At 74.2% G+C, this 15,079-nt stretch carries 12 protein-coding genes; 8 read left to right on the top strand and 4 right to left on the bottom strand.

Annotation, left to right across the window (positions count from 1 at the left end; all coding sequences use genetic code 11):
• The first annotated feature begins 45 nt into the window (after positions 1-45).
• On the top strand, positions 46-972 hold the full coding sequence (locus ACFY00_RS31985; protein ID WP_388036154.1) for an EamA family transporter: 927 nt from the start codon (positions 46-48) through the stop codon (positions 970-972).
• On the opposite strand, the gene ACFY00_RS31990 is transcribed toward ACFY00_RS31985, so the two are convergent.
• The gene (locus tag ACFY00_RS31990; RefSeq protein WP_388036043.1) at positions 893-1,363 is read right to left on the bottom strand and encodes a MarR family winged helix-turn-helix transcriptional regulator; all 471 of its coding nucleotides are present in this window, start codon (positions 1,361-1,363) and stop codon (positions 893-895) included. The genes ACFY00_RS31985 and ACFY00_RS31990 overlap by 80 nt on opposite strands.
• Before the next feature lie 138 nt (positions 1,364-1,501).
• Here ACFY00_RS31990 and ACFY00_RS31995 point away from each other — a divergent pair, with 138 nt between their 5' ends.
• A complete protein-coding gene (locus tag ACFY00_RS31995; RefSeq protein ID WP_388036045.1) occupies positions 1,502-1,834 on the top strand; it encodes a DUF2218 domain-containing protein in 333 nt (110 codons plus the stop codon).
• Between the two features lie 49 nt (positions 1,835-1,883).
• On the opposite strand, the gene ACFY00_RS32000 is transcribed toward ACFY00_RS31995, so the two are convergent.
• The 3 genes from ACFY00_RS32000 to gabT all read right to left on the bottom strand — a co-directional run bounded on the left by ACFY00_RS32000 (position 1,884) and on the right by gabT (position 5,430).
• Complete coding sequence (locus tag ACFY00_RS32000; RefSeq protein ID WP_388036047.1) at positions 1,884-2,966, bottom strand: hypothetical protein; 1,083 nt, start codon at positions 2,964-2,966, stop codon at positions 1,884-1,886.
• 134 nt (positions 2,967-3,100) lie between these two features.
• Positions 3,101-3,727: a phosphatase PAP2 family protein gene (locus ACFY00_RS32005; RefSeq protein ID WP_388036049.1), complete on the bottom strand. Its 627-nt coding sequence runs from the start codon at positions 3,725-3,727 to the stop codon at positions 3,101-3,103.
• Positions 3,728-4,089: 362 nt separating this feature from the next.
• Complete coding sequence (gene gabT, locus ACFY00_RS32010) at positions 4,090-5,430, bottom strand: 4-aminobutyrate--2-oxoglutarate transaminase (protein ID WP_388036051.1); 1,341 nt, start codon at positions 5,428-5,430, stop codon at positions 4,090-4,092.
• 220 nt (positions 5,431-5,650) lie between these two features.
• On the opposite strand from gabT, the gene ACFY00_RS32015 reads away from it, so the two are divergent.
• The 6 genes from ACFY00_RS32015 (at position 5,651) to ispG (ending at position 14,957) form a co-directional block, all read left to right on the top strand.
• On the top strand, positions 5,651-7,663 hold the full coding sequence (locus ACFY00_RS32015) for an ATP-binding protein (protein ID WP_388036053.1): 2,013 nt from the start codon (positions 5,651-5,653) through the stop codon (positions 7,661-7,663).
• A gap of 163 nt (positions 7,664-7,826) precedes the next feature.
• Positions 7,827-9,392 (top strand): PucR family transcriptional regulator, encoded by a 1,566-nt coding sequence (locus ACFY00_RS32020; protein ID WP_388036056.1) that lies wholly within the window; start codon positions 7,827-7,829, stop codon positions 9,390-9,392.
• Positions 9,393-9,516: 124 nt separating this feature from the next.
• Entirely contained in the window at positions 9,517-10,959 is a 1,443-nt protein-coding gene (locus tag ACFY00_RS32025; protein WP_388036058.1) for an aldehyde dehydrogenase family protein, read from the top strand.
• A gap of 153 nt (positions 10,960-11,112) precedes the next feature.
• Complete coding sequence (gene dxr, locus ACFY00_RS32030) at positions 11,113-12,342, top strand: 1-deoxy-D-xylulose-5-phosphate reductoisomerase (RefSeq protein ID WP_388036061.1); 1,230 nt, start codon at positions 11,113-11,115, stop codon at positions 12,340-12,342.
• 19 nt (positions 12,343-12,361) lie between these two features.
• The gene (locus ACFY00_RS32035; protein WP_388036064.1) at positions 12,362-13,669 is read left to right on the top strand and encodes a M50 family metallopeptidase; all 1,308 of its coding nucleotides are present in this window, start codon (positions 12,362-12,364) and stop codon (positions 13,667-13,669) included.
• A 127-nt stretch (positions 13,670-13,796) separates the two neighbouring features.
• Complete coding sequence (ispG, locus tag ACFY00_RS32040) at positions 13,797-14,957, top strand: flavodoxin-dependent (E)-4-hydroxy-3-methylbut-2-enyl-diphosphate synthase (protein ID WP_388036067.1); 1,161 nt, start codon at positions 13,797-13,799, stop codon at positions 14,955-14,957.
• Positions 14,958-15,079: the final 122 nt, after the last annotated feature.

The following is a 15,079-nucleotide window of genomic DNA, read 5'->3' on the forward strand; positions in this document are numbered from 1 at the left end:
ACGGTCGTCCCGGGAGATCCTCGGGGCATGACCTCCTCCTCCGCGATGACACCGCGTCACATCGCCCTCGCCGTGCTGGTCGCCGCGGTCTGGGGCCTGAACTTCGTGCTGATCGAGGTCGGTCTGCACGACTTCCCGCCCCTGCTGTTCTGTGCGATGCGGTTCGCCGTGGTGGCGCTGCCCGCGGTGTTCCTGGTCGGCCCGCCGCGGGTGGCGTGGCGGTGGGTGCTCAGGGTCGGGCTGGTGCTGGGGGTGGTGAAGTTCGGGCTGCTGTTCCTCGGCATGCACGCCGGGATGCCGGCCGGACTGTCCTCGCTGGTGCTGCAGGGCCAGGCCGGGTTCACCGCGCTGTTCGCCGCCGGGATGCTGGGCGAGCGGCCCGGGCGGCTGCGGACCGTCGGGCTGGTGGTGGCGTTCGCCGGGATCGCCCTGGCCGCCGCCGACCGTGGCGTGGCCGGGCCGGTCGGGGCGTTCGTGCTGGTGATCGGCTCGGCGGTGGCCTGGGGCCTGGCCAACGTGCTGACCCGCCGGGCCGCCCCGCCGGACGCGCTGCGCTGGATGGTGTGGGTCTCCGCGGTGCCTCCGCTGCCGCTGCTGGCGCTGTCGCTGCTGGTCGAGGGCCCGGACGCGGACTGGGCGGCGCTGCGCGCGATCACCTGGCCGGGCATCGGCGCGGTGCTGTACGTCGGCCTGGTGTCCACGCTGTTCGGGTTCGTCGCCTGGAGCCACCTGCTGCGCCGCTACGACGCCTCGGCGGTCGCCCCGTACTCGCTGCTGGTGCCGGTGTTCGGGATGTCCTCGGCGGCGCTGCTGCTCGGCGAGCGGTTCGGTCCGGCGGCGGGGGCGGCGGCGCTGCTGGTGATCGCGGGGATCGGGCTGGGCGCGGTTCCGGCTACGGGGTGGGGCCGGCTTCGTACGCTTCCTCGGCGTGCCGCAGCGCGCGCAGCAGGGCGTCCTGTTCGGCAGGGCTGACCGGGCCGAAGTACTCCTGGGCGACCTCGTGCCGGACCTTGGAGATCCGCTCCAGCGCGCCGTGCCCGTCCTCGGTGAGCACCAGGCGCACCGCCCGGCGGTCGGCCGGGTCGGGGGTGCGGGCGACCAGGCCGGCCTCCTCCAGGGCGTCGACCACGGTGGTGGCGGAGCGCGGGGCGATGTGCAGCCGCTCGGCGAGCTCGCTCAGCCGCATGGTCTCGGCGCTCTCGCAGCCGGGCGCGTGGGCGAGGGTGCGCAGGGCCCGGCCCTGGGCGGGGGTGAGGCCGTACGGCTCCAGCCGCTGCATGGTCCGCCGGCGGATCCGCTTCATCGCCCGGGTGAGCGCGTCGGCGAGTTCCGCTGCGGTGTCGGAGGGGCCGGGGGTGGTCATGGGCACAGGGTAGCGGGCGGCCCGGAGCGGGTACGGAGGGTGACCGATCTCGCCTCGATAACTTGTTGAGCTTGGCTCAGTAGTCGAGTAGCTTAGGCGAGCCTAAGTGCCCCGCGCCTTCGATTCGAGGAGTCCGTCATGGCCCGCTCCACCGCCCGCGTCAGCACCGACCGTCCCGCCCGCTACGCCAAGCAGCTCGCCGCCCACATGGGCCGCAAGGTCCCCGCCGAGTGGTCGGAGGAGACCGGCCGCGGCTCGCTCGTCTTCGGCGCCGGCCGGGCCGAGCTCACCGCCGAGGACGGCGCGCTGCTGCTGTCCGTCGAGGGCGCCGAGGAGGCCCTCGCCCAGTTGGAGGACGTGGTGGGCCGCCACCTGGTCCGCTTCGGCACCCGCGACGAACTGGTCGTCGCCTGGCGGCGCGAGGGCGGGGAGGCCGGCACCGTCCAGCGCCTCACCGGCGAGGAGGGCTGACCGTCCCGCGTCCGCCCTCCCCGCGCCGCCGCCCCGCCCCCGCGTCCGCTCAGCCCTGGCGCAGCGGGGGCATCGGCACCGGCACGGCGAAGGCCGTGGCCCCCGCGCCGACCCCGCCCTCGCAGCTGTTCGGCGGGGCGGTGGTCACGCCCCGGGTGGACGGCTTCTCGGCCGCCCAGAACATGAAGCCCAGCAGCCCGGCCGTCGTCCCCGCCCCGTTCGGTGCGGCGCTCTGCAGCCAGCTGCCGGTGGCCTTCTGTACCGAGTTCGCGAAGTTGGTGCACTCCGGGCGGACCTGCGAGCCCTCCGCGATGTACAGGCTGCCGGTGAACTTCGCCGGGGCCAGCGGCGGGATCGCCGGGTTGTAGGTCGGCTTGCCGTCCAGGTGCTCCTGCCAGTTGGCCACCGCCGAGGAGGCGGACGGCTGCTTGCTCGGCACCATCGCGTTGGCGTAGTCCAGCACCGGGTTCGCCGTGGTCAGCCAGTGCGCGGTGGCGTACTGGTCGATGCCGATCAGCCAGCGGTCCCCGGCCGCCACGTCGATGGTCAGCCGGGCGGTCGGGTCGGCGCCCGAGGCGTCGTACGGGTGGGCGGCCCGGTAGGCGTCCACGAAGGCCTGCAGGCCGGTCAGGTTCGGGTTGTTGCTGTTCTCGTAGTCGATCTCGATGCCCACGCCGAGCTTGCTCGCCAGCGCCGCCGCCTTCTGGCCCAGCAGCGTGCCGTTCTGGGCCAGCGCGGTGTCCCAGTCGCCGGTGTACGTGATGCCGCCGATGGAGAGCATCACCCGGACGCCGTGCGCCGTGAAGTAGTCCACCACCCGCTGGTCCATGCCGACCGGCACCCCGGCGGCGTTCCCGGCGTCGGTGGTGCCGTTCAGAAGCCGCAGCGGGTTGACGAAGCTCAGCACCACCACGTTCACCGAGGGGCGGCCGTCGCCGCGGTCGATCAGCCAGTGGTTGGCGGCGTCGAACTCGGCGAGGTCGCGCACCTTCGCCCAGGTGCAGGCGTCGTTGCTGCAGTGCCAGGCCCCGTACACCTGCATCGGGGAGGCCGCCGCCGCTGCCGCCGGTTGGACCGGTAGCGCCGTCACCGCCAGGGCCAGCAGTGAGGCCGCCACCGAAAAACGCGTCATGGGCATGACTGGGGAACGCACATTCGCCTCCCGGCGATCGCGTGCTGAATGGGTGGGGAACAGGGTGCGCGCGAGCCGGGTGGGCGTCAATGGTCTGGACCGAAACGGCGCCTGACGGACCGTCGGTCACCAGGTCACGGGCGGTCGGGCAGCAGGCGCGGCAGCAGTCGGTGCAGGCCGAGCAGCAGCAGGCCGGCCAGGCACCAGCTCGCCACCACGTCCAGCAGCCAGTGGAAGTCGCTCCACACCAGGCCCGCCCCCACCCCCAGGCACACCAGCGCCGCCAGCGCCCCCAGCCGCCGTCCGACCGCCGTCGGCAGCACCCGGGCCAGCAGCAGCGCCGCCGTCCCGTACGCGATCGACGAGGTCGCGGTGTGGCCCGAGGGGTACCAGCCCCACTGGTCCGCGGCCAGCGGCGTCCCGTACGGGCCCGGGCGGGCGAACCACGCCTTCGCGGGCACCACCAGCAGCGGGACCAGCACCGCGGCCGCCACGGCCACCGGCACCGGCACCCACCAGCGCGGCCGCCCGCCGCGCCGGGCCAGCCGGGCCGCCAGGCCCGCGCACCCCAGCAGCACCGGGATCGCGACCAGGGCGCCGCCCAGGTCCGACAGCGCCACGCCCAGGTGGTTCAGCAGCGTCGAGCCGATCGCCCGGCGCAGGCGCCGCACCCCGTCGCGCACCGCCGTGTCCACCCCCAGCAGCGGCCCGTCCACCGCCACCTGCCAGGAGACCACGAGCAGCACCAGCGCGAGTGTCATGGGCAGGACAGCAAAAACCGGTCGCCCCGGAGCAGGGGGGAGAGCTCCGGGGCGACCAAGGCGATCGCCGCGCCGTGCGGCCCGGGGGGTGTGGGCGGGACGGCCGGTCGATCGGTCAAGTGCGTCCGCCTCGACGGCGGACGGAGTGGTGGGCAGTGGGTGCTGTTCGCTGTCCATCTGTGATGACAGTACGTCAAAGCCGCGGCCGGGGACGGGGGACCCGCCATCGTGCACAGCATCTTCACCACCGGTGGGGCCACCTCCACCCGCCCGTCCGGCACGCGAAGGCGCGGGGGCCGGACGGGATCCGCTCCGTCCGGCCCCCGCGCCGCTCACCAGGAGTTCCGCCGCGCCCGCAGGGCTCAGGCGCCCGCGAAGGCCGACTCCAGGATGTCCATGCCCTCGACCAGCAGGTGCTCCGGGATCACCAGCGGCGGCAGGAAGCGCAGCACGTTGCCGTACGTGCCTGCGGTCAGCACCACCAGGCCCTCCGCGTGGCACGCCTTCGCGATCGCCGCGGTCACCTCCGGGTTCGGCTCCTTGCCGCCCGGCTTCACCAGCTCCACCGCGATCATCGCGCCGCGGCCGCGGACCTCGCCGATCACCTCGAACTTCTCCTGCATGGCCCGCAGCCGGCCCAGCATCAGCTCGCCGATCCGCTGCGCCTTGCCGTTCAGGTCCTCGGACTTCATCGTCTCGATCGCGCCCAGCGCGGCCGCGCAGGCCACCGGGTTGCCGCCGTAGGTGCCGCCCAGGCCGCCCGAGTGCGCGGCGTCCATGATCTCGGCCCGGCCGGTCACCGCCGCCAGCGGCAGGCCGCCCGCGATGCCCTTCGCGGTGGTGATCAGGTCCGGGACGATGCCCTCGTCCTCGCACGCGAACCACTGGCCGGTGCGGCAGAAGCCGGTCTGGATCTCGTCCGCCACGAACACGATCCCGTTCGCCTTCGCGAACTCCACGATCGCCGGCAGGAAGCCCTTGGCCGGCTCGATGAAACCGCCCTCGCCCTGGATCGGCTCGATGATGATCGCCGCGACGTTCTCCGCGCCGATCTGCTTGTTGATGAGGTCGATCGCCTGCGCGGCCGCCTCGGCGGCGCAGTTCTCCGCACCCGTCAGCCAGCGGTACGGGTACGCCACCGGCACCCGGTAGATCTCCGGCGCGAACGGCCCGAAGCCCTGCTTGTACGGCATGTTCTTCGCCGTCAGGCCCATGGTCAGGTTGGTGCGGCCGTGGTAGCCGTGGTCGAACACCACCACGGCGGTCCGCTTGGTGTAGGCGCGGGCGATCTTCACCGCGTTCTCCACCGCCTCGGCGCCCGAGTTGAACAGCGCGGTGCGCTTGTCGTGGTCGCCCGGGGTCAGCTCGTTCAGCTGCTCCGCCACCGCCACGTAGCCCTCGTACGGGGTCACCATGAAACAGGTGTGCGTGAACGCGGCCAACTGCTCGGTCGCCCGCGCCACCACGGCCGCGGCGCTGTTGCCCACGTTCGTCACGGCGATGCCCGAACCGAAGTCGATCAGGCTGTTGCCGTCCACGTCCTCCAGCACGCCGCCGCCGGCCCGCGACACGTACACCGGCAGCGTGGTGCCCACGCCCGCCGGGACCGCGCCGAGCTTGCGAGACTGCAGCTCCTGCGACTTCGGGCCGGGGATCGCGGTGACCAGTCGGCGCTCCTGCGGGAGCGGCGTTGCAGCGCTCATCTGTCTTCTCCAAGTTCTTGACGCGGTAACCGCAGGCTACGACCGGCCGTACGGCCCGGGCATGCGCCACTCGGTAGTGCTCGGACGGCCCAATTGTCCGACGCGGCCAGTGGCCGAAGATCGGCTGCGCGCCCGCGCGCTCCACTACATTGGCCCCCGGGTGTGTCGGTGGGACGGCGATGCGGGTATGGCACCGCCGGCAACGTAGGAGGGGCCCGAAGTGGAACTGAACGACGCGAGAACCCAACGCACCCGCCCCCATCTCCCCCCGCCCCGCGCCCCCTTCCACCTCCCCACCTGGGTCACCGCCCCCCGCCCCGAGGCCGCCCCCGGCATCTACCGGCAGCACCACACCCCGCACGACCCCGAGGCCGCCGAACAGGCCAGCACCCCGGCGGGGCCGCTGCTGCTGCGGGCGGCGCTGAACCTGCTGGCCGCCTGGCTGGTGTTCATCTACGGCCGCGGACTCGCGTTGTCCGGCCTCGGCCTGCTCGGCCTCGGTTCCCTCTCGGAGATCCCGACCATCCTGGTCGCGCTCGCGGTCAACCTGCTGATCATCGTCGGGGTGATCAGGGTCTTCGGGTACATGGGCCGCTGGCGCGAGGTCGGCCGCCGTTTCCTGCTCCCGCTGCTGTCCCACACCGTCACCGAGGTCCCCCCCGCCCCCGAGGCGGCGCCCGTCGTCGACGTGTGGGCCGAGCTGCGGCCGGTCGGGGACGCGGTGCGGCGGCTGGAGGGGGAGCCGGTCGGGGACGTGGACTACGTGCGGCTGCATCAGGCGTGGCGGACGGTGGGGAGCGACCCGGTGGCGTGGCGGGAGTTCGCCGCGCAGGTGGAGGCCCGGGGCGGGGCGGCGTGCGCGCACCCGTCCGAGCAGCGGGACCTGCCGGGCGGGCGGGCGGCGCGGCACGACCTGCTGGTGCGCCAGGTGCGGCTGGGGACGGCGCAGGACGTGCCGAAGAACCCGGTAGCGCACCGGAACGCGGGCTTCGCGCTGGACCCGCGGGTGCTGGGCACCTCGCTGCTGGCGGTCGGCCCGGCGGGCACCGGCAAGACCGCCGCGCTGGCCCGGCCGGTCGCCGAGGCGCTGTGCCTGCAGGCGCTGGCGGGCGCGGCCTGCGCGGTGGTGGTCGGCGCGTCCGACGCGGACCTCGGGCCCGACGACTGGTACGACGTGGTGATCGCCCCGGGCGACCCGGCGGCCCCGTACGGCCTGGACCTGTACGGCGCGGCGCCGCACTCGGACGAGGCGGCGGCCCGGCTGGCGGACGCGCTGCTGCCGGACGAGCTGGCGCCGCGGGCGGAGAGCGCCCGGGCCGCGATGCAGCAGGTGGTCGGGCCGTACCGGGCGGCGTACGGGCGGTACCCGGGGGTGCGGACGCTGCGGGCGCTGCTGGCGGGGGACGCGGAGGGCTGGGCGGAGCTGGGCGAGCAGGTGCAGAAGTCGGGGCGGCGGGCGGAGTTCGAGGCCGACCTGCAGCAGCGCGAGCGGATGCACGGCCGGGCCGACGACCCGGGCGCCCTGCTCGCGGACCGGCTCGCGCTGCTGGACCGGCCCGCGCTGGCGGCCGGGTTCTCCGGCGGGCCGGACGCCAAGCCCGCGTTCGCGATGCGCGCGCTGGAGCACCCGCTGCGGGTGCGGGTGAAGCTGCCCGAGCGCAGCCACCCGGAGGCGGCCCGGATCCTGTCGCGGCTGCTGCTGGGCCAGTTCACCCAGGCCGCGGCCGACCGCCGGGACCGGGAGCTGTTCGCCGGGATGGTGCTGGACGACGCCACCGCGGCGGTCGACGCGCAGGCGATCCGCGGGATCCAGCGGCTGCGCGGCGCCAACGCGGGCGTGGTGCTGCTGCTGCGCACGCTGTCCGACCTGCCGGAGGCGCTGCGCGCGCCGCTGTTCGGGGCGGTCGGCAACCGGATGGCGTTCCCGGGCATCGCGCCCTGGGACGGGCGGCTGTTCTCCGAGGCGTGGGGCACCCACCTGGTGCGGGAGACCGCGGTGACGCACGTCCCGGACACCTCCGGAGGAACGGTCCGCCGGGCCGGGCGGCTGGTGCGCAAGGCGCTGTCCGGCACCACCGCGCAGACCGAGTCGGTCACCACCCGGGACGTCGAGCGGCACCGCTGGTCGCCGTCCGACCTGGCGCACGCGCTGCCGTCCGGGCACGCGGTGGTCTCGCTGACCTCGGTGACGGGGGAGCAGGTGCCGCCGCTGCTGGTCGACCTGCGGCACTGACCCGGGAACGGGGACGGCGCGCGGACCGGTCATCGTTTGGGTCACGGAAGCTACGGACCGGCGGATTTCGGCACTCCTGGTTGTCCGGAGCGTCCATAATGGGAGGAGAACCCTCACTCGCTCGGCGGCAACGGCGCAGCCGGGTCGAACCACCGAAGGTGCCATGCCCCCCACTCTCGCCTCCGTCGTCCGCACCACCGCGCTCCACCTGACGGTCCTGGCCGGCGCGGACCACCTGGAGCGCCCCGTCCGCTGGGTCCACACCAGCGAGCTGGACGACCCCACCCCGTTCCTCGAGGGCGGCGAGCTGCTCCTCACCACCGGCATCAAGCTGGGCAAGGCCGCCGCCGAGCTGCAGGCGTACGTGCACCGGCTGGCCGACGCGGGCGTGGTCGGCCTCGGCCTGGGGGTCGGGCTCTCGCACCGCGAGGTGCCGCAGGCGCTGGTGGAGGCCGCCGCCCACCGCGGGCTGCCGCTGCTGCGGGTGCCGGAGGCGACGCCGTTCATCGCGATCTCCAAGACCGTCTCGGCCGCACTGGCCGCCGAGCAGTACGAGGCCGTCACCACCAGCTTCGAGGCGCAGGAGGAGCTGACCCGGGCCGCGCTCGGCAAGGACGGCACCACCGCGGTGGTGCGCCGGCTGGCGGCCCGGCTGGGCGGCTGGGCGGCGCTGTACGACGGCTCGGGCGCGCTGTCCGCGGTGGCCCCCGACTGGGCGGCCCGCCGGGCCGGCCGGCTGGCCGCCGAGGTCGACCGGCTGCGCCGCCGCCCCGCCCCGTCCAGCGCCGCGCTGCAAGGCCGGGCCGGGACGATCGACACCGCGGACGAGGACTACGTGGTGGTCCAGTCGCTGGGCGCCGACCGGCGTCCGCGCGGCTTCCTGGCGGTCGGCACCGAGGACCGGATCACCCCGACCGAGCGGTACGTGCTGAACGCCGCGGTCGCCCTGCTCACCCTCACCCTGGAGCGCTCGCGCGAGCTGCGGCAGGCCGAGGAGCGGATGGGCGCGGCGCTGCTGCGGATGGTGCTGGCCGGGGAGGTGGGCACCGCCCGGCAGGTCGCCGCGGGGCTGTTCGGCGGCCTGCCCGAGGGCACCGTCCGGGTGCTGGTCGCGGCCGCCGGGCCGGGGCCGGAGGCCGCGGAGGCGCTCGGCGAGCTCGGCGACCGGGCGGAGAACGCGGGCGGCAAGGTCGGCGAGAAGCTGCTGGTGGCCCGGGAGGACGGCGCGCACGGGCCGCGCCTGATGGTGCTCGCGCTGGACAACGGCTCGGTGCACCGGGCCTGCCTGGGCGCCGTCGAGGAGCACGAGGGCCTGGCGCTGGGCGTCTCCGCCCCCGCGGCCCTGGAGGACGCCGGGACGGCCCACGCCCAGGCCGAGCGGGCCCTGGCGGTGGCCCAGCGCGGCGGCCGCCGCACCGTCGACCACGAGGAGGTCGGCGCGGGTTCGCTGCTGCCGCTGCTGGGCGAGGAGGCCGTCACCGCCTTCGCCGAGGGCCTGCTGCGACCGCTGCGCGAGCACGACCGCACCGCCCGCGGCGACCTGGTCGCCTCGCTGCGGGCCTGGCTCTCCCGGCACGGCCAGTGGGACGCCGCGGCGGCCGACCTGGGCGTGCACCGGCACACGCTGCGCTACCGGATGCGGCGGGTGGAGGAGCTGCTCGGACGCTCGCTGGACGACACGGACGTCCGGATGGAGCTGTGGCTGGCGCTCAGGTCGGGCGAGGAGTAGCCGCGGCGTGTCCGCGGCGTCCTAATCGGGCCCCCGGTTTCGTCCCGTCCGTCCAATCGGAAACCCCGAGGCCGCGCCCTACCGTGAAGGCGACAAGTCTTCGAGGGAAGGGGCCGGTGCGACCGTGACCACCACTCATCAGTTCTGGCTGGCCGGGCGGCGGGCGAGCGGCGAGACGGCGTTCGAGGTGCGCCACCCGCACGACAACAGCCTGGTGGCGACGGTCGGCGTGCCGACGGACGCGCAGGTGGAGGAGGCCGTGGCGGCCGCCGCGGCCGCGGTGCCGGTGTTCGCCGCGACCCCGGCGCACCAGCGGGCGACCGCGCTGGACCACGTCGCCAAGCGGCTGGCGGAGCGCACCGAGGAGATCGCCCGGCTGATCACCGCGGAGAACGGCAAGCCGATCAAGTGGGCGCGCGGCGAGGTCGGCCGGGCCGTGTCGGTGTTCCGCTGGGCCGCCGAGGAGGCGCGCCGCACCAACGGCGAGACCATGCGGCTGGACACCGACCCGGGCGGCACCGGCCGGTACGCGATCGTGCGGCGCTTCCCGCGCGGCGCGGTGCTGGGCATCGCGCCCTTCAACTTCCCGCTGAACCTGGTGGCGCACAAGGTGGCCCCGGCGATCGCGGTGGGCGCGCCGATCATCCTGAAGCCCGCCCCGGCCACCCCGCTGTCCGCCCTGGTGCTGGGCGAGATCCTGGCCGAGACCGACCTGCCGGCCGGCTCCTGGAGCGTGCTGCCGGTGGAGAACGCCAAGATGCCTGCCCTGGTGCAGGACGAGCGCCTGCCGGTGATCTCGTTCACCGGCTCGGACAAGGTCGGCTACCAGATCATGGACTCGGTGCCGCGCAAGCACGTCACCCTGGAGCTCGGCGGCAACGCCGCGGCCGTGGTGCTGGCCGACTGGAACTCCGAGGCGGACCTGGACTGGGCGGCGAGCCGGATCGCGCTGTTCGCCAACTACCAGGGCGGCCAGTCCTGCATCTCGGTGCAGCGGGTGATCGCCGACGCGAGCGTCTACGACCGCCTGGTGGAGAAGGTCGTCGAGAAGGTGCGGGCCCAGGTCACCGGCGACCCGTCGGACGAGGCCACCGACGTCGGCCCGCTGGTGGACGAGAACGCGGCGAAGCGCGTCGAGTCCTGGGTCGAGGACGCGGTCGCCAAGGGCGCCAAGGTGCTGACCGGCGGCAGCCGGGACGGCGCCGCGTACGCCCCGACCGTGCTGGCCGAGCTGCCCGCGGACGCCATCCTGGCCCGGGCCGAGGTGTTCGGCCCGGTGCTGTCGCTGCACCGGGTGGAGGGCACCGAGGAGGCGTTCGCCGCGGTCAACGACTCGGCGTTCGGCCTGCAGGCGGGCGTGTTCACGCACGACGTGCAGACCGCGTTCCGGGCCCACCGGGAGCTGGAGGTCGGCGGCGTGGTGATCGGCGACGCGCCGTCCTACCGGGCCGACCAGATGCCGTACGGCGGCGTGAAGGACTCCGGCGTGGGCCGCGAGGGTGTGCGCTACGCGATGGAGGACTTCACCTTCGAGAAGGTGCTGGTCCTCACCGGCCTCGACCTCTGAGACCGCTGAGCCGCCCCTGAGCCGCCCCCCGAGCGCCCCGGCGCCCCGCCCCCGCACCCGTCGCGGGGGCGGGGCGCCGCGCGCGTTCCGGGAGGCGGAACGCCGGGCGGGTTCCGGCCGGGGCGGGCCCGGCGGCAGGACACAATGGTGGGCATGAACTCGCTCGCCCATCCGCAGTCGCGCTTCACTCCGGTCGTCCGGGACCCGCACGGCCCCCGGGAGTTGGTCATCCTGGGCTCGACCGGCTCGATCGGCACCCAGGCCATCGACGTGGTGCTCCGCAACCCCGACCGGTTCCGGGTGGTCGCGCTGTCCGCGGCCGGCGGCCGGGTGGAGCTGCTCGCCGAGCAGGCCCTCGCGCTCGGCGTGCACACCGTCGCGGTGGCCGACCCGGCCGCCGAGCGGCCGCTGCGCGAGGCGCTGGCCGCGAAGGCCGACGGGGCCCCGCTGCCGCAGGTCCTGACCGGCCCGGACGCGGCCACCGAACTGGCCGCGCTGGAGTGCCACTCGGTGCTGAACGGCATCACCGGCTCGATCGGCCTGGCCCCGACGCTGGCCGCGCTGCGGGCGGGCCGGGTGCTGGTGCTGGCGAACAAGGAGTCGCTGATCGTCGGCGGCCCGCTGGTCAAGGCGGTCGCGCGGCCCGGCCAGATCGTGCCGGTGGACTCCGAGCACGCCGCGCTGTTCCAGGCGCTGTCCGGCGGCACCCGGGCCGAGGTCCGCAAGCTGGTGGTGACCGCCAGCGGCGGCCCGTTCCGCAACCGCACCCGCGAGCAGCTGGCGGGCGTGACCCCCACCGAGGCGCTGGCGCACCCGACCTGGGCGATGGGCCCGGTGGTGACGATCAACTCGGCCACCCTGGTGAACAAGGGCCTGGAGGTGATCGAGGCGCACCTGCTGTACGACGTGCCCTTCGACCGGATCGAGGTGGTGGTCCATCCGCAGTCGGTCGTTCATTCGATGGTGGAGTTCACGGACGGCTCCACGCTGGCCCAGGCGAGCCCGCCGGACATGCGGATGCCGATCGCGCTGGGCCTCGGCTGGCCCGACCGGGTGCCCGACGCGGCCCCCGGCTGCGACTGGACCAAGGCCGCGACCTGGGAGTTCTTCCCGCTGGACGACGAGGCCTTCCCCGCCGTCGAGCTGGCCCGCGAGGTCGGTACGCTCGGCGGGACGGCCCCCGCGGTCTTCAACGCCGCGAACGAGGAATGTGTGGACGCTTTCCTGAAGGGCGCGCTGCCCTTCACCGGAATCGTGGACACTGTGGCGAAGGTGGTCGCCGAGCACGGCACCCCGGCGGCGGGAACTTCGCTCACGGTGGAGGACGTACTCCAGGCTGAGCACTGGGCCCGCGCCCGGGCCCGGGAGCTGGCGGCAGGTTAGGGACGACGGAGGCGGAGCGGTGGACAAGCTGATGTGGGTGCTGGGCGTCCTGATCTTCGTGGTCGGGCTGCTGTTCTCGATCGCCTGGCACGAGCTCGGCCACCTCTCCACCGCGAAGCTGTTCGGCATCCGCGTCCCGCAGTACATGGTCGGCTTCGGGAGGACCATCTGGTCGACCAGGCGCGGCGAGACCGAGTACGGCCTCAAGGCGATCCCGTTCGGCGGCTACATCCGGATGATCGGCATGTTCCCGCCGGGCGCGGACGGCCGGATAACGAAGCGGTCCTCCTCGCCCTGGCGGAGCATGATCGAGGACGCCCGGGCGGCCTCGTACGAGGAACTGCAGCCCGGTGACGAGACCCGGCTGTTCTACACCCGCAAGCCGTGGAAGCGCGTCATCGTGATGTTCGCGGGCCCGGGCATGAACCTGGTGCTGGCGATCGGGCTGTTCCTCGCCCTGTTCATGGGCATCGGCATCACGCGGTCCACGCCGACCATCCAGTCGGTCAGCGAGTGCGTCGTCCCGGTCAGCGTCCAGACCGACACCTGCGCGCCCGGCGCCGAGAAGTCCCCCGCCAACGCGGCCGGGCTGCGGGCGGGCGACACCGTGCTGGCCTTCGGCGGCGTGCGGATCCACGACTACGACCAGCTGCAGGCCCTGATCCGGGACTCGGCGGGCAAGCACGTGGACGTCGAGGTCCGGCACCGGGACGGCAGCACCCAGACGCTGGCCGCCGACATCAAGCCCAACACCCTCGCCGCGCTGGACAAGGACGGCTACCCGGTCAAGGGCAAGACCGTCACCGCGGGCTTCCTCGGCATCACCCCCGCCACCGGCGTGCACCACATGTCGGTCGGCGAGAGCGCCGACGAGATGGCGAAGATGGCCGGGCACGGCGTGGAGTCGCTGACCCAGCTGCCCGGCAAGATCCCCGGCCTGTGGCACGCCGTCGTCGACGGTGCCCCGCGCGAGCAGGACTCCCCGGTCGGCATGGTCGGCGCGGCCCGGCTCGGCGGCGACGTGTTCGCGATGGACCTGCCCGCCACCCAGCAGCTGGCCTTCTTCGTCCAGATGCTCGCGTACATGAACTTCATGCTGTTCCTGTTCAACATGCTGCCGCTGCTGCCGCTGGACGGCGGCCACATCGCCGGGGCGCTGTGGGAGTCGGTGCGCCGCACCGCCGCCAAGGTGCTGCGGCGGCCCGACCCCGGGCCGTTCGACGTGGCCCGGCTGATGCCGCTGGCCTACGTGGTCGCCGGGATCTTCGTCTGCTTCACCGGCCTCGTGATGGCCGCCGACATCGTCAACCCGGTGCGCATCAACTAGCCGCGCGCCACCGGCGGCCGGGTGTGCCCCGCCACCCGGCCGTGGCGTACCGTTGGACGCCGGGCGCCCCCGCCACCGCAGGTGCGCCCCGACTCACCGAACCTCTCCAGAGGAAAAAACTGCGCACATGACCGCGATCTCGCTCGGTATCCCCTCCCTGCCGCTCAAGCCGCTGGCCCAGCGCCGCCACTCGCGTCAGATCATGGTCGGCAACGTGCCGGTCGGCGGCGACGCGCCGATCTCGGTGCAGTCGATGACCACCACCCTCACCTCCGACGTCAACGCGACCCTGCAGCAGATCGCCCAGCTGACCGCCTCCGGCTGCCAGATCGTCCGGGTCGCCGTCCCCTCGCAGGACGACGCCGACGCGCTGCCGATCATCGCCAGGAAGTCGCAGATCCCGGTCATCGCCGACATCCACTTCCAGCCGAAGTACGTGTTCGCGGCGATCGACGCGGGCTGCGCCGCCGTCCGGGTCAACCCCGGCAACATCAAGGCCTTCGACGACAAGGTCGGCGAGATCGCCAAGGCCGCCAAGGACGCGGGCGTGCCGATCCGGATCGGCGTCAACGCCGGGTCGCTCGACAAGCGGCTGCTGGAGAAGTACGGCCGGGCCACCCCCGAGGCGCTGGTCGAGTCCGCGCTGTGGGAGTGCTCGCTGTTCGAGGAGCACGACTTCCGCGACATCAAGATCTCGGTCAAGCACAACGACCCGGTCGTGATGATCAACGCCTACCGGCAGCTCGCCGCCGCCTGCGACTACCCGCTGCACCTCGGCGTCACCGAGGCCGGGCCCGCCTTCCAGGGCACCATCAAGTCCGCGGTGGCCTTCGGCGCGCTGCTGGCCGAGGGCATCGGCGACACCATCCGGGTCTCGCTCTCCGCCCCGCCGGCCGAGGAGATCAAGGTCGGCATCCAGATCCTGGAGTCGCTGAACCTGCGCCAGCGCGGCCTGGAGATCGTCTCCTGCCCGTCCTGCGGCCGCGCCCAGGTCGACGTCTACAAGCTCGCCGAGGAGGTCACCGCCGGCCTGGAGGGCATGGAGGTGCCGCTGCGGGTCGCCGTCATGGGCTGCGTCGTCAACGGCCCCGGCGAGGCCCGCGAGGCCGACCTCGGCGTCGCCTCCGGCAACGGCAAGGGCCAGATCTTCGTCAAGGGCGAGGTGATCAAGACCGTGCCCGAGTCGAAGATCGTCGAGACCCTGATCGAGGAGGCCATGAAGCTGGCCGAGCAGATGCAGGAGGAGGGCGTCGAATCCGGCGCCCCCGTGGTCGTGGCCGCCGAATGACGGCCTGAAGCCCCCCGGCGGGGGGGGGCCGCGGGGGGGCCCCCCCCCCCCCGGGGGGGGCCCCCCCCCGCCCCCCGGGGGGGGCGGGGCCCCCCCCCCCCCCCCCCCCCCCGGCGCGCCCC

It is taken from the genome of Kitasatospora sp. NPDC001540, assembly GCF_042894345.1.
Taxonomy (GTDB): domain Bacteria; phylum Actinomycetota; class Actinomycetes; order Streptomycetales; family Streptomycetaceae; genus Kitasatospora; species Kitasatospora phosalacinea_C.

What these genes read in the sequence shown, in the direction of transcription:
- ACFY00_RS31985 (WP_388036154.1), top strand. Translation starts at nt 46, where the DNA reads ATGACACCGCGTCACATCGCCCTCGCCGTGCTGGTCGCCGCGGTCTGG.
- dxr (WP_388036061.1), top strand. Translation starts at nt 11,113, where the DNA reads ATGAACTCGCTCGCCCATCCGCAGTCGCGCTTCACTCCGGTCGTCCGG.
- ACFY00_RS32005 (WP_388036049.1), bottom strand. Translation starts at nt 3,727, where the DNA reads ATGACACTCGCGCTGGTGCTGCTCGTGGTCTCCTGGCAGGTGGCGGTG.
- gabT (WP_388036051.1), bottom strand. Translation starts at nt 5,430, where the DNA reads ATGAGCGCTGCAACGCCGCTCCCGCAGGAGCGCCGACTGGTCACCGCG.
- ACFY00_RS32000 (WP_388036047.1), bottom strand. Translation starts at nt 2,966, where the DNA reads ATGACGCGTTTTTCGGTGGCGGCCTCACTGCTGGCCCTGGCGGTGACG.
- ACFY00_RS31990 (WP_388036043.1), bottom strand. Translation starts at nt 1,363, where the DNA reads ATGACCACCCCCGGCCCCTCCGACACCGCAGCGGAACTCGCCGACGCG.
- ACFY00_RS31995 (WP_388036045.1), top strand. Translation starts at nt 1,502, where the DNA reads ATGGCCCGCTCCACCGCCCGCGTCAGCACCGACCGTCCCGCCCGCTAC.
- ispG (WP_388036067.1), top strand. Translation starts at nt 13,797, where the DNA reads ATGACCGCGATCTCGCTCGGTATCCCCTCCCTGCCGCTCAAGCCGCTG.
- ACFY00_RS32020 (WP_388036056.1), top strand. Translation starts at nt 7,827, where the DNA reads ATGCCCCCCACTCTCGCCTCCGTCGTCCGCACCACCGCGCTCCACCTG.